This is a genomic window from Flavobacterium segetis, from assembly GCF_900129575.1.
Classification (GTDB): Bacteria; Bacteroidota; Bacteroidia; order Flavobacteriales; family Flavobacteriaceae; genus Flavobacterium; species Flavobacterium segetis.
This window is the reverse complement of the sequence record NZ_FQWE01000002.1, coordinates 404,005-426,814: the sequence shown is the minus strand read 5'-3', so window position 1 is coordinate 426,814 and position 22,810 is coordinate 404,005. Positions and strand designations below refer to the sequence as shown.

The 22,810-nt window shown below is 35.4% G+C and carries 13 protein-coding genes and 1 tRNA gene; 9 read left to right on the top strand and 5 right to left on the bottom strand.

From position 1 onward, the window contains the following. Positions 1-80 precede the first annotated feature (80 nt). Complete coding sequence (locus BUA99_RS04080; RefSeq protein WP_072988568.1) at positions 81-1,022, bottom strand: ribose-phosphate pyrophosphokinase; 942 nt, start codon at positions 1,020-1,022, stop codon at positions 81-83. A 287-nt stretch (positions 1,023-1,309) separates the two neighbouring features. On the opposite strand from BUA99_RS04080, the gene BUA99_RS04075 reads away from it, so the two are divergent. Beyond that, a tRNA-Leu gene (locus BUA99_RS04075) sits at positions 1,310-1,389 on the top strand. 457 nt (positions 1,390-1,846) lie between these two features. Here BUA99_RS04075 and BUA99_RS04070 read toward each other — a convergent pair. The 4 genes from BUA99_RS04070 to BUA99_RS04055 all read right to left on the bottom strand — a co-directional run bounded on the left by BUA99_RS04070 (position 1,847) and on the right by BUA99_RS04055 (position 15,427). Next, positions 1,847-2,056 (bottom strand): hypothetical protein, encoded by a 210-nt coding sequence (locus BUA99_RS04070; protein WP_072988565.1) that lies wholly within the window; start codon positions 2,054-2,056, stop codon positions 1,847-1,849. A gap of 592 nt (positions 2,057-2,648) precedes the next feature. Then, on the bottom strand, positions 2,649-3,653 hold the full coding sequence (locus BUA99_RS04065; protein WP_072988561.1) for a PorP/SprF family type IX secretion system membrane protein: 1,005 nt from the start codon (positions 3,651-3,653) through the stop codon (positions 2,649-2,651). Between the two features lie 5 nt (positions 3,654-3,658). After that, positions 3,659-13,666: a PKD-like domain-containing protein gene (locus tag BUA99_RS04060; RefSeq protein ID WP_072988558.1), complete on the bottom strand. Its 10,008-nt coding sequence runs from the start codon at positions 13,664-13,666 to the stop codon at positions 3,659-3,661. A 1,416-nt stretch (positions 13,667-15,082) separates the two neighbouring features. Next, positions 15,083-15,427: a toxin-antitoxin system YwqK family antitoxin gene (locus BUA99_RS04055; protein ID WP_072988764.1), complete on the bottom strand. Its 345-nt coding sequence runs from the start codon at positions 15,425-15,427 to the stop codon at positions 15,083-15,085. Positions 15,428-15,653: 226 nt separating this feature from the next. On the opposite strand from BUA99_RS04055, the gene aspS reads away from it, so the two are divergent. The 8 genes from aspS (at position 15,654) to nuoF (ending at position 22,772) form a co-directional block, all read left to right on the top strand. Then, positions 15,654-17,399, top strand: a complete 1,746-nt coding sequence (aspS, locus tag BUA99_RS04050; protein ID WP_072988555.1) for an aspartate--tRNA ligase — start codon at positions 15,654-15,656, stop codon at positions 17,397-17,399. A gap of 131 nt (positions 17,400-17,530) precedes the next feature. Beyond that, positions 17,531-17,725, top strand: coding sequence for a cold-shock protein (locus tag BUA99_RS04045; RefSeq protein WP_007137066.1), 195 nt, complete (start codon positions 17,531-17,533; stop codon positions 17,723-17,725). A gap of 208 nt (positions 17,726-17,933) precedes the next feature. After that, a complete protein-coding gene (locus tag BUA99_RS04040) occupies positions 17,934-18,299 on the top strand; it encodes an NADH-quinone oxidoreductase subunit A (protein WP_072988553.1) in 366 nt (121 codons plus the stop codon). Positions 18,300-18,411: 112 nt separating this feature from the next. Next, positions 18,412-18,960, top strand: coding sequence for an NADH-quinone oxidoreductase subunit B (locus tag BUA99_RS04035; RefSeq protein WP_072988550.1), 549 nt, complete (start codon positions 18,412-18,414; stop codon positions 18,958-18,960). Beyond that, complete coding sequence (locus BUA99_RS04030) at positions 18,961-19,482, top strand: NADH-quinone oxidoreductase subunit C (RefSeq protein WP_072988546.1); 522 nt, start codon at positions 18,961-18,963, stop codon at positions 19,480-19,482. It abuts the gene before it with no gap. A 35-nt stretch (positions 19,483-19,517) separates the two neighbouring features. Continuing rightward, positions 19,518-20,756 (top strand): NADH-quinone oxidoreductase subunit D, encoded by a 1,239-nt coding sequence (locus BUA99_RS04025; protein WP_072988544.1) that lies wholly within the window; start codon positions 19,518-19,520, stop codon positions 20,754-20,756. Positions 20,757-20,872: 116 nt separating this feature from the next. Then, positions 20,873-21,403: a complex I 24 kDa subunit family protein gene (locus tag BUA99_RS04020; protein ID WP_072988541.1), complete on the top strand. Its 531-nt coding sequence runs from the start codon at positions 20,873-20,875 to the stop codon at positions 21,401-21,403. Position 21,404: 1 nt separating this feature from the next. Then, positions 21,405-22,772: an NADH-quinone oxidoreductase subunit NuoF gene (nuoF, locus tag BUA99_RS04015; protein ID WP_072988539.1), complete on the top strand. Its 1,368-nt coding sequence runs from the start codon at positions 21,405-21,407 to the stop codon at positions 22,770-22,772. Positions 22,773-22,810: the final 38 nt, after the last annotated feature.

Below are 22,810 nucleotides of genomic sequence, written 5' to 3'. Positions count from 1 at the left end.
TGGCACTTGGCTTTAAGCTTGTTTATTATAATTAAATCGAGAAATGCTGTAAGCTAAAAGCAAAAAGCAAACCGCCAAATTTACATTATAAACTTCCCACTTATAGAGTTATTGTGATGTACCATGTGCATTACATCTGCAAATAATGGTGCACAACTCAATACTCGTATTTTCTTAGATTCTTTCCTCAAAGGAATAGAATCGGTAACAATCAATTCTAATAGTTTAGAATTTTCTATTTTTTCGTAAGCGTCTCCTGATAAAATTGCGTGCGTGCAAATCGCTCTCACGCTCAAGGCTCCTTTTTCAATCATTAAATCTGCGGCTTTCGCTAAGGTGCCGCCGGTATCAATCATGTCATCAACTAAGACTACATTTTTACCTTTTACATCCCCAATCAATTCCATGGTGTCGATAATATTAGCTTCTTTTCTTTGTTTATAACAAATTACCACATCTGATTCTAAAAATTTAGAGTAGGCATAAGCTCTTTTAGAACCGCCCATATCTGGAGAAGCAATTGTCAAATTTTCTAATCCTAAGCTTTTTACGTATGGTAAAAATATAGTGGATGCAAAAAGATGATCTACTGGTTTTTCAAAGAAACCTTGAATTTGGTCTGCATGCAAATCCATTGTCATTACCCTTGTAGCTCCAGCAGCATCTAGTAAATTAGCTACTAATTTAGCTCCTATTGGAACTCTTGGTTTGTCCTTTCTATCTTGTCTTGCCCAACCAAAATAAGGAATAACTGCTGTTATATGTCTGGCTGAAGCGCGTTTTGCAGCATCAATCATTAGCAATAATTCCATTAAATTATCTGCTGATGGAAAAGTGGAGCAAACAATAAATACTCGTAAACCTCGAATAGACTCTTCGTAAGAAGGTTGAAATTCACCATCGCTATAATGAGATGTCGTGATTTTTCCCAAAGGAATCCCGTATTGTTTTGCTATTTTTTCAGCAAGATAGACACTTTGTGAACACGCAAAAATCTTCGCTTCTGGTTCTAGGTGTGACATTTAGTTGTTGTTTTTTATTTCGCTGCTTTGCAAACCGTTTAGCTAAATCAATGATCAATAACTATAGGTTTGTATTTACCTCGAATGTAGTTAGTTGTGTGTTGTGTTTTTAACGAGGTGCAAATTTATAAAATTTATTCAACTCTGAAAGGAAATAATTAAGTATTTTTAGTTGAACATTTAATATTATTTTTTACATTTGCAGCGTGTTAAAGGAAAAGATTTTTAGCTACCACTAGAAATCTCTTTATTGCGTTGGGATAGCTGTTGCTGTCTTTGTCTGCTAAGCCCGGATGGCGGAATTGGTAGACGCGCTGGTCTCAAACACCTGTGGGAAACCGTGCCGGTTCGACTCCGGCTCCGGGTACTTAAAAACCTCTTAATCGACTGATTAAGAGGTTTTTGCTTTCTAAGGGTGGCTGAATAGGTGACCAAGTTTTTATTTAATCTTTTTTAAATAATTCATTTGATTTGAATTAAATATTATACTGATATCGTAAATTTAGTTTTTAAAGCTATTTTTAGTATTGATACTAATCGCAAAAAAAGAATATTTAGGTAATTTCATGTTGAATTCTAGCTTTTTATAGCATGAGTTTTTTTATGATATCTTATTTTGTTTAAAATTTCAGACTTTTTTTTAAACAGATAGAGTATTTTTTTACAATATTCGTACATCGCTATTAAATTTTGAATTGGAATCAGGTGCTCACTATTAATTGGAAAGGGATGGTCAACATAGCTGGAATTTGCAGTAAGTATAGAAATCGCTATTACTGTAAAACTAGAAATATAAACTGCTATAGGTTTGATAAAATTAAAAGTTAAGGGAAGGGACTATTTTTTTTCTTATAGTAATAATCCATTATCTCATTAATTGAAGACTTATTGATTAAAGATAAATCGAACTCTGAAGCAAAACTGACTACCACATTTTGTAATTCCTTAATTAATTCTTGTTCTAATTCGTTAGTTTCTAATTCGTAAAGTTTATAGGTTAATTTTCTACCAAATTTAAAGTCACAAGTTTCCACTGAGTTTTCTTCCTTGTCATCGTAATTTGTTCAGTAGCCAAAGAATTTCTCATTCAACATCCATAAATGTAGTAATGTACGCTTTTCCTTTTTCATTTTTAAATAGCCGATAGTAAATAGAGATAGTTCTTCTTGTTGCGCATTATAAGGTCTGCCAACGTTATAAAAATTAAGAGCTGTAATTAGTTATTAAACTCTTTTCTTATAATTCTTATGGGTAAAGCTAAATTGGATTAGTGCAGCTTGCTTCGAAAAACTTACAATCCCCATATTTAGATCAGTGGTGATGTAGAACTTATTTGCTACTATAATCATATTTTATTGCAGACAGTTATGCTAAAAAGAAATTTATAAAAATGCAAAAAAAATAATCTTTAGAAAAAGAAAACTATTATCAAAGAAATTAAAATTTATTAAAAAACAATTTTTTGAAATTAAATATCTTTGACTAAACGATTTAACAAATAGTAGAGTTCTTATTACTTAGCTCATGCATTACGACTTTATCTTTAAGTTTTTGCGATGACTGATTAAGCATATCCGATTATTTTCATAAATCAAATGGTCTCTACTATTTATTGAGCTTTAACATTTAGTATTTTGTAGTGTAATTTGGACAACCAAAACATTTGATATCTAGATCAAATTGATAGGTCAATGACAATTCATAAATCCCACCAGTTTTACCAATTTTTGATGTGCTAAAGTCATGAGAAATACCAAATCTTAAATGTTCATATTGTAATCCAGCATAAATATTCATTGAATTAACTAACCGACTATTGTCTGTTTTAGACCAAGGGTTTGTAGCAGCAGAAACACCGAAAAAGACGGTCTTAAACATAATTGAAGTTCCAAAATCCAATCGGTTGTATTCCCCTTGATTCATATAATTTGCTGTGACTAGAAATTTAGTTTCATAAGGAAATAAAACCACGTCTAAATAGTCCGCAACTAAAAATTCATATCCTGTATTGGCGGAAAAAAACATATTTAGGGGCAGGTTCTTATCTGCAACTAACGAAATATTCGGTTTATTGATGTGTCTTAAAGAAAGCCCAAACCATGAATTTTCATTATTAATTACCATTCCTGCCGTAAAATCAAAAAACTTAAAGCGGTCGTTCAAAATTAATGGATCTCCACTAACCGGATTAATAGCCCCAGAACCAATATTAATTTGATCCGCTAATAATAGATTATCAAAGCCAAATGACTTAGTACCATAACCAATTTCTATGGCTGGTCTAAAATACCATTCATCATTAAGCGCAACTTTATAGGCATAATTTACGTTGAATTGAGTAAAACTATATTTGGTATTGTTTTCTCGATGATTTAAGACACTAAAGCCTATACCACTATTCATTTTTTCGTTCCAAGTATTAAAAAAAGCATAATCAGTATCGATTTTTAAATCTAAATCTGGCCATTGAGATCGATTAATAATCCCGGCGTAAGTTGTTTCTAAAAAACCTGAAAAACCAGGATTTAACGTTTCTGGTATGAGGAAATATTGTGTAAATATCGGGTCTTGCGCTTTTACTTCACCGATAAAGAGACAAGAAAGTATCGTAAATAGAATTTTAAACTTCATTTTTTTTAATTTATAAGTACTAATGCTCCACGATCATTAATTGTTGTTCCATAGAAGGTTTTCGCAGTGATTATGAAATAGTAATTACCATTTTCACCTTCTTTATCATTGATTTTACCATCCCAGCCTCTAATGTTTTCCCCTGATTCAGAATAAATTAAACTGCCCCATGTATCATAAACATCAAAATGTATATCATTTAATCCTAAAAACACAGGAGCAAAATAGTCATTGATACCATCATTATTGGGAGTAAATGCCGTTGGAGGGATCAAAATATATCCTTTTTGTAGTTCTAAGGTAATTATATGAACGTATACACATCCAAAGGGATAAGTGACTGTTTGAGTTATAACATAAGTCCCTTCTTTCTTATAAATGTGAATTGGATTTTTTTCATTTGAAAACGTCCCATCTCCAAAATCCCAAGCGACATTTATAAAATCTCCACTAGCAGTATTGGAGAATTGAATTGGATCTTCAATTGAATAAAAGCTATAAGTATCATAACCTTTTGATCTTGTTGTAAATGACGGATTGCCTAACTCAGGGATCTTTACGTCAAAAGTATAAGTCGAACTACAGCCGCGAGAATCTAATGCATTTAGTATAACCAAACCATTTTGAGAAGTATTCATGATTTCATTATTAGAACCACTTGTAGAACCACTTGACCACACGTACTGAAAAGGCGGAACTCCTCCCGAGGCCTTTGCAACAAATGATTGCTTAACAGTTTTAGTTTCACAATTAAAGTCGGTTATTGTTTCAACTTTCAAGACTATAGCTGATGGACGTACTATAGAATAGTTTCCAGAAGCTTTACAATTTCTGGCATCTGTAACGGTAACTACATAATTACTTGCAGGAACAGCGATCAAATCCTCTGTTACTGATCCATTAGACCAAACGTAAGAAAAAGGAGGAGTTCCTCCGGAAACTAATAAATTAATAGCTCCACTATTAGCATTATTACAATCTAAAGCATTAGTTACATTTGCATCTAACGCTAAAAGTTGTGGCTCAACAATGATAAAACTCCTTCTAATTTGACAAGGTGTTCCATCTGAAATAGTGACTGCATATGTTCCAGGAGGTAAATTATTTCGTATCAACCCTGCAGTACTCCCATCTGCCCAAGTTAATGTTAATGGAGAGATGCCTCCAATTAAATTTAAATTTATACTTCCATCATTAGCTCCAAAACAAGAAACGTTGACAACTAAAGGGTTAATTGTAAAAATTGGCGCTTCAGGAATATTTACGGTAATCGTTTTGATGCACCTATTAAGATCTGTAACAGTGATAGTGTAATTTCCTGTAGCTAAGTTGTTTTGAAATAAACCCGTTGCTAAATTATTCCAAGTGACTAAATAAGGGCCTACGCCGCCCGTAACTATTAAAGTTATTGAGGCATCATTTCCGCCATAACAAGTTATAGGAGTTGTAGTGGCAGTTATTATAATTTCACTTGGTTGCGAAACTTTCAATCCAGCTAAAATCTTGAATCCGCCATTAGTATCAATCACTTTTAAAGAATATATTCCAGCAATTAAACCTGTAAACTGGGGATTTAAATTTGTAGAATTGATCAGTGAACCGGCAAGATTTCCTAAACTATCATATAATTCAAAATCATAAGGAGAAACAGATTCTTGGGTAATTGATACACCAACAGCTCCATTTGAATTTCCATAGCATTCTAAATTTATTGTTAAGCTTAAATCTTCTTGGATTAATAATTCAGGTGGTTGTGTAAGTATAAAAGTGAACACAAGAGGTGCACAATATCTATCATTAATAGTTACAGTATAAGCGCCTGCAACCAGATCAGATAGGTCCTCATTTACTGAGGTATATCCATTTGGACCTGTCCAGCTATAAGTATAAACACCAGACCCACCCATTGTAGTAAGATTGATTGCCCCATCAGCAGCACCAAACACACTGATGTTATAGCCGTTATAATTAGATAAATTACCGGATGAGGATAAAGTAGGATTTACCGTAATTGAATATGAATAAACTGTCCCAACACAAGATGAACCATTGTTGTTAAATGTTGCAATTGCAGAATACATTATAGTTAAAGGTGCATTTGTTGTATTAGTTAATATTTGCGATGGTATTACACCTGTTCCAGAAATTGTAGCTCCAGAAATTCCTAAAGGAATTGTTGCATTCCATGTGAATGTAATATTTCCAGTTAATGTAGACATTAAATCGACTTGAGTAGTTGAGTATTCGTTACAAATTGTTTGATTAGGAATACTAAATAAAATATCTGGTTTTGGAAAAACATTTACTGTAATTGTAAAAGGATCGCCTGTACAAATGCCCGCGATTGGTGTTACAGTATATATAATACTTTGTATAGTATTACTTGGATTAATTAAAGTTTGACTTATTTCTGTCCCAGACCCAGCACTTGCTCCTGTTATATTTGGATTGTTGCTTATAGTCCAATTATAAGTTGTACCAACAGGAACTAATGTACCATTATCTGGTACACTATTCTGTGGGGACACTATAAAATTTTCTTCACTACATATAACAATTACAGGTTGATTATCAATACTAGGTCTTGGATTTATAGTAATCGTATAATTAGAAGTAATACCTGCACAAGCTGAAGCACCACTAGTAGTTGCAATTGCAACATAAGTAATTGTTATTGGTGCATTAGTCGTATTTACAAGCGTTTGCACAGGAATAGTTCCTGTTCCTGAGGTAATTACTCCAGTAATTCCTACAGGCTGTGAAGCCGTCCAAGTAAACGTAGCTCCAACGGTAGTACTACTTAAAGTAACCAAAGCTGAAGTGTCTCCTGAACAAAGAATTTGAGCAACAGGTGAAAAAGCAACTACAGGACTTGGATTTACGGTAATGGTAAACGTTTCTGCTATTCTAGAACATCCGTTTGCCTTAGCAATCACAGATATAGTAGATGTAATCGGGGCTGTTCCAGCATTTGTAGCGGTAAATACAGAAATATTTCCAGTTCCTAAGGCGGCTAATCCGATCGCAGTATTGGAGTTTGTCCACGAATAACTAGTTCCTAAAACATTGTTTGTAAATATGGTTTCAGAAGTTGCAACTCCACTACAATAGGTCTGATTGGTTAAACCTAAAGTGGTTGGTGTTGGATTCACAGTTACTGTTATAGTAAACGGCGTGCCAGCACAAGTACCTGAAGTAGGTGTAACAGTATATTCTAAAGTAGCGGGTGCTGTAGTTGTATTGGTAAGTATTTGACCAATAGTACTTACACCAGTTGTTTGAGCAGAGCCTCCCGTTATTGCACCTAAAGGATTACTTAAAGGTGTTGTCCAAGTATACGTTGTTCCTGCTGGAACAATAGAACCAGCTCCGTTTGTTGGAGTTCCTGAAAACAAAGTTCCTGAACAAATAGCTGGTGTACTATCAACTACAAGAGGTTTTGGATTTACTGTTATAGTAATTGTAAAAGTAGATCCTGCACAATTTCCTGTATCACCAGAAACAGGGGTTACAGTATAATCAATAATTTGTGCTGTATTAGTAGCATTTACTAATGTTTGACTAATAGTAGTTATACCAGAATCTGAAGAAGCACTAGCTCCTGTAATATTAGGATTTAAACCAACTGTCCAGGTGTAAGTCGTTCCAGAAGGTACAATCGTAGCGCCTGAATTTATAGGGTTTATTGTAAAAGCAGCTTCACTACATATTGTTGCAGTTTGGTTAGTTATAATTGGCTTTGGATTTACGTTAATTAAAACTGTAAAAGAAGCTCCAGCACAATCACCATATTTTGGTGTAACCGTATAAGTTGCTGTTTGAACTGTGTTAGTTGGATTATTTAAAACTCCTGTAATTGTCGTTTGAGCTGTTGCTGCAGCTCCACCTGTTACTCCACCTGTCACAACTGGAGCACTCCATGAATAGGTAGTTCCCGTTGGAATACTATTTAAAGTAGAATTTGATGGAGTTACTGTAAATGAAGTTCCACTACAAATAGCATCGGTAAAACTTTCAGTAATACTAGGTCTTGGATTTACAGTAATCGTATAATTATAAGTTACACCTACACAAGCTGAAGCGCCACTAGTAGCTGCAGTTGCTTTATAAGTAACTGTTATTGGCGCATTAGTTGTGTTCACAAGCGTTTGCGTAGGAATAGTTCCTGTTCCAGAAGTAATAACTCCTGTAATTCCAATAGGTTGAACTGCCGTCCATGAGAAAGCAACCCCCGATGTAGTACTACTTAAAGTAACCAAAGCCGAAGTATCACCCGAACAAAGTACTTGATTTAGTAGAGAAAAACGTACTATCGGACTCGGATTTACAGTGATAGTAAATGTTTCCGCTGTTCTTGAACATCCGTTTGCTGTAGCAATCACAGATATAGTAGATGTTATTGGGGCTGCTCCAGCATTTGTAGCGGTAAACACAGGAACATTTCCAGTTCCTAAAGCGGCTAATCCGATCGCAATATTGGAATTTGTCCACGAATATGTAGTTCCTAAAACATTGTTTGTAAACACAATCTCAGAAGTTGAAACGCCATTACAATAGGTTAAGTTTGCTAAATTTAAAGTCGTTGGTGTAGGATTTACCGTAACCGTAACCGCAAAAGTAGATGTACAATTGTTTGGCGCAATTCCCGATGATGCAGTTACATTATACACCACATTTATTGCAGTGTCTGTTAAATTCGTTAGTGTTTGTCCAATGCTAGCAAGCCCGGTTGATTGATTACTAGCTCCTGTTATTCCTGTTGGATTTGTAACTGTCCAATTATAAGTAGTATTTGTTGGAATGCTATTTGGCGAAGTACTTGATGGCGTTCCTACAAATAAGCTGCCACTACAACTTGAGACTGCATAGTCTGCAACTCTAGGTTTTGGGTTTACCGTTACCGTTACTGTAAAAGGAGTTCCTGCACAATTTCCTGCAGCTCCCGAAGTAGGAGTTACTGTGTATGTTAATGTTTGAACCGTATTGGTAGTGTTGGTCAATGTTTGGCTAATGCTGGTTATTCCTGTTGCCGTTGATGCACTTTGACCCGTAATATTTGTGTTTGCAGCAACTGTCCAAGTATAAGTTGTACCCGTTGGAACAATCATAGCGCCTGCATTTGTAGGGGTTATTGTAAATGCCGTTTCAGAACAAATAGCAGTTGTTTGTGCTGGTATAACCGGTTTTGGGTTCACACTGATTACCACCGTAAAGGACGCGCCCACACAACCAGTACTTGTTGGTGTTACCGTGTACGTTGCCGTTTGAACCGTATTGGTAGGGTTAGTTAAAGTACCTGTAATTGTAGTTTGAGCTGTTGCTGCAACACTGCCAGTTATGCTGCCAGTAACCACTGGAGCCGACCAGGAGTAGGTTGTACCTGTGGGAATACTATTTAAAGTGGAATCAGTTGGAGTTATAAAAAAACTTTCTCCGCTACAAATAGCATCAGTAAAACTTTCAGTAATACTAGGTCTTGGGTTTACTGTAATGGTGTAATTATAGGGACTACCTGGACAATTCGAACTGCCACTTGAAGAAGCTGTTGCTACATAAGTAACTGTTATCGGTGCTTTAGTAGTGTTGGTAAAAGTTTGCGCGGGGATGGTCGTACTTCCTGAAGGCACAATCGATTCTGATATGCCTGCTGGCTGTGTTGTTACCCACGAAAAGGTTGACCCAGTTGTGGCACTGCTTAAAGTAACCAAAGCAGACGTGTCACCCGAACAAAGTACTTGATTTATTGGAGAAAAACTTACTACAGGGCTCGGATTTACGGTAATGGTAAACGTTTCTGCTATTCCTGCACAACTAACGCTATTATTGATATAAATTGGCGTTACGGTGATAGTAGCTATTATGGGCGAAGAGGTAGTATTTAAGGCGTTGAAAGAAGCTATATTTCCTGAACCTGTTGCAGATAAACCAATACTTGGGGTACTATTTGTCCAAGCATAAGTTGTAGTAGTGCCACCGGTGTTGGTAGTAGTAAAGTTAATCGTTGAAATGAGTGTTCCATTACAAACCTCTTGCGAAGTGATTGGCTGTACTTGCCCTAACGGATTGATGGTAATGGTAAACGTTTTTGAAGGACCGGCACAAGATACAGTTCCATTTGTATAAGTAGGTATTACTGTAATAGTAGCAACTATAGGAACATTGGTAGTATTTGAAGCAAGAAATGACGGAATATTACCTGTTCCACTAGTTCCTAAACCAATAGTGGTATTGTTATTTGTCCAAGCATACGTAGTAGTACCGCCCGTATTAGTGGTATTTAACTGTATAGAAGGAGTAGTTGCTCCATTACAAAATGTTTGTGCCAAAGGTTCAGTAACTTGACCAGTAGGGTTTACCGTGATGGTAAAAGTTATTGGTGAACCCGTGCAGCTAACGCCATTGTTTGTATAAGTAGGCGTTACTGTAATTGTAGCAATTACTGGTGCGCTGGTTGTATTTACAACGTTGAAAGAAGCAATGTCTCCAGAACCAGAAGCAACTAAACCAATACTTGTTGCACTATTTGTCCAAGCATAACTAGTGGTTCCAACAGTATTTATAGTTGTAAAGTTAATGGCTGCAGTGCTTGTTCCATTACAAACCACTTGCGGCGTAGATGCATCTAGTTTTCCGGAAGGGTTTATTGTAATTGCGAATGTTTTAGTAAGGCCTGCACATGATACAGTTCCATTTGTAAAAGTGGGGGTTACTGTGATAGTGGCAATTATGGGTGTGTTTGTTGTGTTTATTGCTGTAAAAGTAGGCAAATTACCTGTCCCACTAGCCGCTAAACCAAAACCTGTTGTGTTGTTTGTCCAAGCGTAGGTAGTAGTTCCGCCCGTGTTTAAAGTAGCAAAAGCCGTTGGTATTACCGCAGCGCCGTTACAAAATGTTTCATCAACAGGTTGTTTTACTTGCCCGGTTGGATTCACAGTAATGGTAAATGTTTTTGTCGCACCGGGACAACTGCTTCCATCATTTGAAAAAGTAGGGGTTACTGTGATAGTAGTTACTAATGGTACTGTACCATTATTGATCGCATTAAAAGACGCTATATTACCTGAACCTGTGGTAGGTGTTAATCCGATATTTGGATTGCTACTTGACCAATTATAGGTAGTGGTGCCAACTGTGTTTGGCGTTGTGAAAGCAATAGCAGTAGTAGGCGCGCCATTACACACCACTTGAGAAGATGGCAGGTTTACATTGCCTAATGGATTTACTGTAATGGTAAAACTAATCGGAATACCCGCACAAGACACACCATTACTAGTGTTGAACGGAGTGACTATTATTGTACTAACTAGTGGGGTTGAGCCAATATTTGTTGGAGTAAAAGCAATTGGATTTGTTCCTGAAGCGCTTAATCCAGTGAGTGAATTGTTATTTGTCCATGAGTAATTTGTACTATTAGTACCGGTAAAAATAATTTGTGGTATCGCTGTATTATGACACACAACAAAATCATTTACAGGGTTCATTGTTGGGGTTTCAATTACTGTAAATGTAGCAATGTCTACTTCGGCATTACATGGGCCATCGGGATTATTAGTAGTTAGCGTTAACTCTACTGGTCCTGTAAACCCTACAGGGGGTGTAAAAGTACTCGTTACACTATTTATATTTGAAAATGTACCTCCTATCGAAGATGACCACGTAGCAGATGAAGCAGCCCCACCAATTATTCCATTTAGCTGAAGTGATGCGTTTTGGCAAAGCACAGGATAATTTCCTGCGTCAACAGTTGCTTGTGCATTAAAATTTACAGGAAATGTAATTGATTTTGATGCGCAAGGACCTTCGGGTTTTGCTGATGTAAGCGTAAATTGTATAGCACCTGTATAATTTAAAGGAGGTGTATAAGTAGGCGACAAAGCAGTATTATTAGGATTAAAAATACCTCCTGTTACAGAAGCCGTCCATAAACCAGTAGTTGCGCCACCACTAATTGCACCTGTTAATTGTACACTTGTATTTAAACAAGTGGCCACGGGACCAGAAGCCGAAATTTGTACCGAAGGATTAACTGTTATGCTGCTTAAAAACACACTACTTCCACATTCATTAGTTAAAGTTAAGCTATAATTATAGGTTCCTGCCGTTGCAAATGTAACGGTGAGGTTACTCGCGGTAGTACTAGAAATGGAAGTGGGCGGGGTACTTCCAAAATCCCAAGTATAAGCTACTTCTTGTGTTGCATAGCAATTAAATACCGTTGGGTTTAAAGTTATAGTAGTACCCTCGCAAATTGTTTCCGAAGTTAAAGTGGTTGATGGTTTTCCTTTTATTGTGATAGTCTGCGATTTTACGTCGGGTTCACAAAGTAAACCCGCCACTGCATTTTGAAGCGATGTGGTCAATTGAACCGTATAAACACCCGGACTAGTAAAGTCAATAACTGGCTCAAATGAAGTGGAATTCCCTGTGGTAAAACTCCAACCTGGTGCTGTTGCACTTGGACAATTTTCTGGATTAGAAGGAGTAATTTGCCATCTGTACGAGTTTGTATTTGAACAACTTGGCAAACTTGATAAATTATCTAAAACTACGGTTACAGGTGCGCAACCGGATGCAGGGTCTAATGTAAAATCTGCAATTACCTCAGGATTGACGCAAATTGTTTGCGACTCAGACGTAATACCGCATGAGTTAGAACCTGTATATAGAGTTATTGTATAATTTCCTGGAGTATTAAAAGTAATATTTAATTGATCAGATGCAGTATTTGTCCATGCTCCTGAATTATTAGGTTTATTAGTATTGAATCCAAAATTACTTACAGCAGATATAAATGAATTTGGTACTAATAATCCATCAGAAGTAACCGCGATATTTCCTGACGGACCTGTTATTGTCCAATATTTTTTATAAGTACTTGTACATGTGTAATTAGGTGCTGGTCCAATATTTAAACCACCCGTTGTTGTGTTATTAAATGTTACTAAAGTTCCTATACAAATGGAATTGTTGTTTGGTGTTCTCGTAAAATCAGCATCTGGTGGAGTTTGTATATTAATTGGACCAATAGCAGAAGTACTGGTTCCACAAGGATTGGATGCGGTTATAGAAGCCTGAAACGAATTTGGATAAGATGTTCCATTTATGTTTGAATTCACACCACACGAAGTTATAGTATAGTTGTGTGTGTAAGTTGCAGGTGGCGGATGGTTAAATACTACTGGATTACTTCCGTCGTTTACCTGAATAGTATATTGTGTATTAGGACTATTTTGAGCCCCTGCAAAAATATTATAAGTGACACTTCCTGGCGAACACAATACGGGAATTCCACCTGAGTTTATGGTCGCTGTTGGACTGGCACCAATATAAATATCATAGGTTTTTGTTATGGAACATCCTCCGGGATTTACTAGGGTATAAGTTAATTGAAACGTTCCTGAAGTTTCATAATCGTGAAAGGGATCTGATAAATTTTTTCCAGTGTAACTATCACTTTGAAGATCTCCCCAATCAAATAAATGTTGGGTTTGGGCGGATGTATTTGTAGAATTGGTTACAAAGGAAAATAAACCTCCAGGAGCACTTGAGTTGCCCGAACAATAGGTAAAGTACGTTTTTCCGTTAAATGTTGAAGTTCCCCAAGCGTTCCCTTCAACTAATGCAATTACTGCCGTACTTGTTGGACTGGTAACTACCACATTCACACTACTACTAGCGCCATTCACTATTAAAGTAGCAGTATAGCTTCCCGCAATGTTATATGTTATCGTGTGCGGGCCTTCAGTAGCGGCTGAATCTGTATCACCTCCCGGAAAAGACCAAGCAAAAGTGAGGCTAGACCCATTTCCTGCGGATGTGTTTGTATAGGTTACCTTTTGTCCTTGGCAGATAGTAATGGTACCATTACTATCTGCCGCGGGAGATGTCGAAAAACTGGAAACTACAGCCGTTTCTACTTTAATTAAGGGGTTAATTATTTCATTTGAATAACAAATAAAATTTTGGAAGTAGACACTAAATATCAGTATTGTTAAGCAAAAACTTTTTTTCATGAAAATGATAATTCAAGGCTTTTAAATTCGTCATGAAAAAGTACCTTTTAGATAGAAAGATGAAAATTAACACTATTTTCTGGCATTCGAAAAAGTTTATGACATTAATCAGTAATAACGTACTTTATTTGATATTTTATGTAGTTAATCAAGTTAATAAGTTCTTAAACTGACAAATTCAAAAAATTAGTCACGCTAGAGAAATGGGTTATTTGCTAAAATGAATGGCATGTGTGCTACTTACTCAGATCTATTTTGAATTCAAATCAATATAAAATCTTTAGCAATTAAGTGATTTAGCTTAACTTTTTGTGGGGATTTCGTTTGCATAATCAGAGAGAAATTTTTGAATTAAAAAATAAATTAAAAATTAAGGTTAACATTTTCCTGATTTATATTTCTAGTCTAAACTTATATTTTTAACTCGTTAAGTGTAATTATTCAAAACGTCAGTTCGAGTGTTTTTTGTGGAGTAAAACGGAGTAAAAAATGTATTGAGAACCGTTTTTAATGAAATTTTTCTTGTTCTCGATATATTTTTCTATCGAAAAATACTCGAACTGATGAAAAATCACCATCAAAAACTAATTATACCAACGGGTATTTTTCGTCTTTAAATTACACTCTACGCACCTCTTCGCTTTCTAAATTTGTTTCAGAACTTAATAGAATAATCTTTTCTAAGGATAAGACTTTCTAATCGATTATGGATATTCCATGTTGTATTAATCCATTATTAGTTTTAGTAATTTGTTTTTAGTCTTTACAATAATTATTTTATTAAAAAAGTACAATAATTGTTCCCAACTCGTTTGAAATGTCATATATCTTATTTTTTGCTGTACTTAAAAACCTGTTAGTCGCATAATTAAAATAGTTTCATATTAAAGGATTTTATCAAAAAGGGAAAAATTTAACTTTTGTATTTGAGAATGACCGTTTTTAACAAAATTTAGGTTTATAATTTGTGTTTGTACATTTAAAACAAACGTTCTGTTTAATTACACACCAATATTAGTTTCAAGCAGAAATTAATACCTGAAAGTTAGAAATTTTGTAAAGCGGTTAGGGTTTTAGCTAAGTCACAGTGGCGCATTGTATTTCAAAATACAATCCTTTAAATTGCAACAGCTGCTTGTGTGATAACTATTTGGCACAAATTGGTTGGTAAATTTACTGTCGTGCCTATTGTCAAATCGAGCAGTCGAGGTGGTATAAACTGTAATAACAAGATTTGCGCTGCGTTGAACCTTTTAAATAGCCTATGCACCTTTAACATTGAATGCAAAGATTAATGGATCTGTTTTATGTAGTGGTATGAGAAAATATGATTCTCTTGTTTTATTTACATCGGCAAATCACGCCACAAAAAAAGCCTCTGCTTAGCAAAGGCTTTATAAAAATTTAAGTAATTTATTAGTTGTTCACTAAGGCGTCGTGTTTTCCTTTTTTTACGGATGCTATTCTACTATTTGAATAATCTACTTCTGTTATGGTGGTATCACTCCAGAAAAACCATTTTCCAGTTTTCTCACCATCGTTGTAGGTGGCGACTGCTTGTTTATTTCCTTTATTATCATACGAGGTCCATACTCCGTCAAGTTTTCCGTTTTTAAAGAAACCTTCTTGCTGTATTTTTCCATTTTCAAAATAGTAGGTTGCTTTTACTAATTCACCTACAGCATCTAACTGTGGCTTGCTTTCTTGTGCAAATGATACTGATGAGAATAGAATAGCGCTTAAAATTATATATTTTTTCATGTATTTTGGTGTTAAAGTTTGTGTTAGCGTATCAAACATAGAAAGTAATTTACAATAAAAAAACTTTAACTTAACAATTTAGTAACATTGGAATAAAATTTAACATTGGAATTTTAAAGATCAATGTGATTCTGATACTAAAATTTCCCATTTCTCAAGTCATTATTGATAATTAGTCCTAAATTTGCAACCGTTTTCTATAGGACAATAATTTAAAATAAATAAAATGTACAGAAGTCATAATTGCGGTGAGTTAAATGTCTCAAATATTAATACAGAAGTAACGCTTGCAGGTTGGGTCCAAAAATCCCGTGATAAAGGATTTATGAATTGGGTCGATTTACGCGACCGTTATGGAGTAACGCAATTGATTTTTGACGAAGGTCGCTCTGAAAAATCAGTCTTTGAATTGGCAAAAACATTGGGTCGAGAATATGTTATTCAAGTAAAGGGAACTGTTATTGAGCGCGAGGCTAAAAACAAAAATATGACTACAGGTGATATTGAAATTTTAGTAAGCGAATTGACGATTTTGAATGCCTCGCTCACGCCTCCATTTACAATCGAGGACGAAACAGATGGGGGAGAAGATATTAGGATGAAGTATCGTTACCTTGATATAAGGAGAAATCCAGTCAAAAATAATTTGCTATTTCGTCACAAAGTGACAATGGAAGTGCGTAAGTATCTTTCAGATTTAGATTTTTGTGAAGTTGAAACTCCGTATTTAATTAAGTCAACTCCTGAAGGTGCCAGAGATTTTGTGGTTCCTTCTCGCATGAATGAAGGACAGTTTTATGCTTTGCCACAATCGCCTCAAACTTTTAAACAATTGTTGATGGTAGGCGGAATGGATAAATATTTCCAAATCGTAAAATGTTTCAGGGATGAGGATCTACGTGCCGATAGACAACCGGAGTTTACACAAATTGATTGTGAAATGGCATTTGTTGAACAAGAAGATATTCTAAATGTTTTTGAAGGTCTGACAAGACATTTACTAAAAGAGATCAAAGGTGTAGATGTTGAGAAATTCCCGCGTATTACTTATGATTATGCGATGAAAACATACGGGAATGATAAGCCGGATATTCGTTTTGGGATGGAATTTGGTGAACTGAATGAATTTGCACAACATAAAGATTTTCCGGTGTTTAACGCAGCAGAATTAGTTGTTGGAATTGCAGTTCCGGGTGCAGGAATCTACACTCGTAAAGAAATTGATGGTTTGATAGATTGGATGAAACGCCCGCAAGTTGGAGCCAGCGGGATGGTATATGTAAAATGCAATGACGATGGTACTTATAAATCATCTGTTGATAAATTTTACGATCAGCAGGATTTGGCTCATTGGGCAAAAATTACTGGAGCAAAAGTGGGTGATATGATCTTTGTAGTTTCTGGTCCAGCTCATAAAACGAGAACGCAACTTTCTGCGTTGAGAATGGAATTGGCTGCGCGCTTAGGACTAAGAAATCCAGGAGAATTTGCACCACTATGGGTCGTAGATTTCCCTTTATTGGAATTAGACGAAGAAAGCGGTCGTTACCACGCAATGCATCATCCTTTTACTTCTCCGAAACCAGAGGACATGGCACTGCTTGAGACAGATCCTGGGAAAGTGCGTGCAAATGCCTATGACATGGTTTTAAATGGTAATGAAATAGGGGGAGGTTCCATTCGTATTCACGATAAAGCCACGCAGCAATTGATGTTTAAATATTTAGGTTTCACATCAGAGGAAGCTAAAGAACAGTTTGGTTTCTTAATGGATGCTTTTCAGTTTGGAGCGCCACCGCATGGTGGATTAGCTTTTGGATTAGATAGATTGGTAGCCATATTAGGCGGACAAGAAACGATACGTGATTTTATTGCATTCCCTAAAAACAATTCAGGAAGAGATGTTATGATTGACGCACCATCTAAAATTGATGATACACAATTGAAAGAGCTTCATATCAAACTAGTTTAGGTCCTTTGGTCGATTAAATTTGTTAGAAAACGTTGAATATCAATAATTTTACAAAATAAAAACGCAAGTTCGTATTTCGTATTGTATTAAATATTACATTTGCCTCATTATAAATTATTATTACAATTACAATGCGTACAGGTACAGTTAAATTTTTCAATGAATCTAAAGGTTACGGATTCATTACAGACGAAGAAACAGGAAAAGACATTTTTGTTCATGCATCAGGAATCAACGCGGAAGAGTTGCGCGAAGGTGATAGAGTAAGCTATGAAGAAGAAGAAGGAAGAAAAGGAAAAGTTGCTGCGAAAGTAGCGGTTATCTAAACAGAAAATTTATTTTTGTTAAAGAATGTTAAAAACGTTTCGATTTAATCGAAGCGTTTTTTTTTATAATTATAACGAATTATTTATAATCATTAAAAATTAGTTGGTAATAGTATTTTGGCACAAACTTATAATTGTTTTAAACTTGTGTTTTCAATACATGAAACCTATCTTTGCTAACTATTGTAATTAAAAAAAAACATGCATTATGCAATCTGATCAATTAAATTACATACCGATTTTAATGCAGTTTCTATTAGCTGTCGGGTTTGTTGTTGGAACTATTTTGGTTTCAGGGAAATTGGGTCCAAAACGGATCTCTGAGGCTAAAGGTAAAAACTTTGAATGTGGAATTGAATCTGTAGGAAATGCTAGAATTCCATTTTCGGTTAAGTATTTCCTTGTTGCAATTTTGTTTGTTCTATTTGATATTGAAGTAATTTTTCTATATCCTTGGGCAGTTAATTTCAAAGAGTTAGGAATAGAAGGAATGTTTAAAATGATAATTTTTATGTCATTGCTTTTGATTGGTTTTTTCTATATCATCAAAAAGAAAGCGTTAGAATGGGAATAAAGCGTTGTGCAGTTTCCTATAAATAATTTCATTTCCACACAATAAACGTAAACAGAAGACTGAAATAAAATAGTTGGATTTTTAATCCAACTATCTAAAATCTAATAAAATCATGAGCGATTCAAAAATAAATATGGTTGCCCCTCCTGAAGGTGTTGTGGGTGAAGGTTTTTTCGCTACAAAACTGAATGATGTTGTAGGTATGGCTAGAGCTAATTCACTATGGCCATTGCCTTTTGCAACATCTTGTTGCGGAATTGAGTTTATGGCAACAATGGCATCACATTACGATTTAGCACGTTTTGGTTCTGAACGAGTAAGTTTTTCTCCACGTCAAGCAGATATGCTGATGGTGATGGGAACTATTTCAAAAAAGATGGCGCCAATTTTACGTCAGGTTTATGAGCAAATGACTGAGCCTCGCTGGGTAATTGCCGTTGGTGCTTGTGCTAGTTCTGGTGGAATTTTTGACACGTATTCTACATTGCAAGGAATTGATAAAGTTATTCCTGTTGATGTTTACGTTCCTGGTTGTCCACCCCGTCCGGAACAAATAATAGACGGAGTGATGAAATTACAAGAATTAGTTAGAACTGAATCTGTAAGAAGAAGAAGTTCTCCTGAGTATCAAGAACTATTGGCATCTTATAATATTAAATAAATGGCTTTAGAAGCAATACAAATTCAAGAGAAGGTAAATGAAGCATTTGGAATAAATGTATTTAATTACAATCAAGAAAAAGATATTTTTTCATTTGAATCTACTACTGATTCAATAACTGCATTAATACTTTTTTTGAAAAATGATCCTGATTTACGATTTCATTTTTTAACTGACCTTTGCGCAATCCATTATCCAGACAACGAATTTAGCAGGCAGTTTGCAGTGGTATATCATATGCACAACTGGTACGAAAATAAAAGAATAAAAATCAAAGTTTATATTGACGGCGAAAATCCAAAAATTAAAACGATATCAAATATTTTCCGAAGTTCAAATTGGATGGAAAGAGAAGCATATGATTTTTATGGTATTGATTTTATTGGACATCCGCAATTAAAACGTATTTTGAATATGGACGAAATGATTTCATTTCCAATGCGAAAAGAATTCCCAATGGAAGACAGTGGAAGAACTGATAAAGATGATCGTTTCTTTGGAAGAACAACTGATAATTATTAAAAAAGTTTATATCTATAATTTTTCACATTAAATAAATGTCAGAACTATTATTACCACCAGAGCATCGCTATGCTAAAAGAATAAAAGAGCAGCTAAATGAAGATGGAAGCGAGCTTTCGATCTTAAATTTAGGTCCAACTCACCCTGCAACACATGGTATTTTTCAAAATATCTTGTTGATGGATGGTGAGCGAATTTTAGAGGCGGAACCAACTATTGGTTACATTCATAGAGCCTTTGAAAAAATAGCTGAAAATCGTCCCTTTTACCAAATCACTCCACTTACTGATAGAATGAACTATTGTTCTTCACCTATTAATAATATGGGATGGTGGATGACTTTAGAAAAATTATTAGATATTGAAGTTCCTAAAAGGGCACAATATTTAAGAGTCATTGTAATGGAACTCGCTCGAATTACAGATCATATTATTTGCAATTCAATTTTGGGAGTAGATACTGGAGCTTACACGGGTTTTTTATATGTATTCCAGTTCAGAGAGAAAATATACGAAATTTACGAGGAAATTTGTGGCGCTCGTTTGACTACAAATATGGGTCGAATTGGTGGTTTTGAAAGAGATTGGTCTCCCGAAGCTTTCAGGAAGCTAGATGTTTTTTTAGAAGAGTTTCCGCCAGCATGGCAAGAATTTGAAAATTTATTTGTTCGAAATAGAATTTTTATTGATAGAACAGTAAATGTAGGTCCGATTACTGCGGAAAAAGCAATGAATTATGGTTTTACTGGTCCAAATTTAAGAGCTACGGGTGTTGATTACGATGTTCGAGTAGCGCAGCCCTATTCTTCTTATGAGGATTTTGATTTCATTGTTCCTGTTGGCAAATCCGGTGATACTTATGATCGTTTTTGTGTTCGTAATGCTGAGGTTTGGGAGAGTTTAAGTATCATTCGACAGGCGCTTGCTAAAATGCCAGAGGGCAATGAGTTTCATGCTGATGTACCTGATTATTACCTTCCGCCAAAAGAAGATGTGTATACCAATATGGAATCTCTAATCTACCACTTTAAAATTGTAATGGGAGAAGTTCCTATACCAGTTGCTGAAATTTATCATCCTGTTGAAGGAGGAAATGGAGAATTAGGTTTTTATTTAGTAACTGATGGTAGCCGTACTCCGTATCGATTGCATTTTCGTAGACCTTGCTTTATTTATTACCAAGCCTATCCTGAAATGATTGAAGGAGCGTTACTCTCTGACGCTATTGTTATACTATCAAGTTTGAACGTCATTGCAGGAGAATTAGACGCTTAAAAGGAGGAAAGATTTCAGAAGTATATCGCGATTATGCGAGGTTAATTTCAGGTTAAAATAGCTGTAAAACAATAAAAACTTTTTGACTTTGCGCCCTTGTGGCAAAAACAATAAAAATGGAAAGAACACATCACAAACAAGAAATAAATATAACTGAAACGTTGATGAATAGAATCAATGAACTAATCAGTTATTATCCTGAAGATAAAAGGAAATCAGCACTATTGCCTGTTTTGCACGAAGTTCAAGACGCACACGAGAATTGGTTGAGTATTGAATTAATGGATAAAGTTGCGGAGATTATTCAGATCAAACCAATTGAGGTTTATGAAGTGGTTTCGTTTTATACGATGTACAATCAAAGACCTATAGGTAAATATATGTTTGAGTTTTGTCAGACTTCGCCTTGTTGCTTAAATGGGGTAGAAGATTTGATGGATTACACTTGCGAAAAATTAGGTGTCAAAGTTGGTGAACCAACAGTTGACGGACTCTTTGAAGTTAGAGGAGTAGAATGCTTAGGTGCGTGTGGGTATGCTCCTATAATGCAGTTAGGTGATTTTTACAAAGAACATTTAACTAAAGAAAAAGTAGATCAGTTGATCGAAGATTGTAAAAATGATATTATAATATTACACGATAAATAATATGTCACAAAAAATATTATTAGATAAAATTAATATCCCCGGCATAAAAACGTACGATGTTTACCGTGCCAATGGTGGATATGCCTCAGTTGAGAAAGCATTAAAAACCTTGACGCCAGACGAAGTAGTTGAAGAAGTAAAAACTTCGGGATTGCGTGGTCGTGGTGGTGCGGGTTTTCCTGCTGGAATGAAATGGAGCTTCATTGATAAAAAATCAGGAAAGCCAAGACATTTAGTGTGCAATGCCGATGAGTCAGAACCAGGAACTTTCAAGGATCGCTATTTAATGGAATTTATCCCGCATTTGTTGATCGAGGGTATGATAACATCGAGTTATGCATTGGGTGCAAATCTATCTTATATTTACATTCGTGGCGAGTATATGTGGATTTATAAAATATTAGAAAAAGCCATCAATGAAGCCAAAGCAGCTGGATTTTTGGGTAAAAATATATTAGGTTCAGGTTATGACTTAGATTTATATGTTCATTGTGGTGCAGGCGCTTACATTTGTGGCGAAGAAACAGCCTTAATTGAATCACTAGAAGGTAAAAGAGGTAATCCTAGAATCAAGCCACCATTTCCTGCAATCTCAGGATTGTGGTCAAATCCTACTGTTGTAAATAATGTCGAAACAATTGCTGCTGTACCATGGATTGTAAATAATTCCGGTGCTGACTATGCAAAAATTGGTATTGGTAGATCAACTGGTACTAAATTAATTTCTGCTTCTGGACATATTAAAAATCCAGGTGTGTATGAAATTGAAATGGGTTTAAGTGTGTATGAATTTATGAATTCTGATGAGTATTTAGGAGGAATGAGTTCAGATCGACCATTGAAGGCCTTTGTTCCAGGAGGAAGTTCTGTTCCTGTTTTACCAGCTCATTTAATTTTTAAAACTGCAAATGGTGAAGATCGTTTGATGACTTATGAATCACTAAGTGATGGAGGTTTTGCAACTGGTTCGATGTTAGGTTCAGGTGGATTTATCGTTTACAATGATACCGCATGTATTGTTCGCAACACCTGGAATTTCTCTCGTTTTTATCATCACGAAAGCTGTGGGCAATGTTCCCCTTGTCGCGAAGGAACTGGATGGATGGAGAAAGTGTTAAATAGAATTGAAAATGGTTACGGTCGTGAAGAGGATATTGATTTGCTTTTGAGTATTCAAAGTAAAATTGAAGGTAACACGATTTGTCCTCTCGGTGATGCAGCAGCTTGGCCAGTAGCAGCGGCAATTCGTCATTTTAGAGATGAATTCGAGTACCATATTCGTTTTCCAGAAAAAATAAAAAATAGAGATCACTTTGTTGCTGAGCCTTTTGAGAAAGTAAAGCACTTAGTTGCTAAAGAATTGGTGTAAGATTTTTGATTTCAGAATTAAGATACTCCCATGGAGTT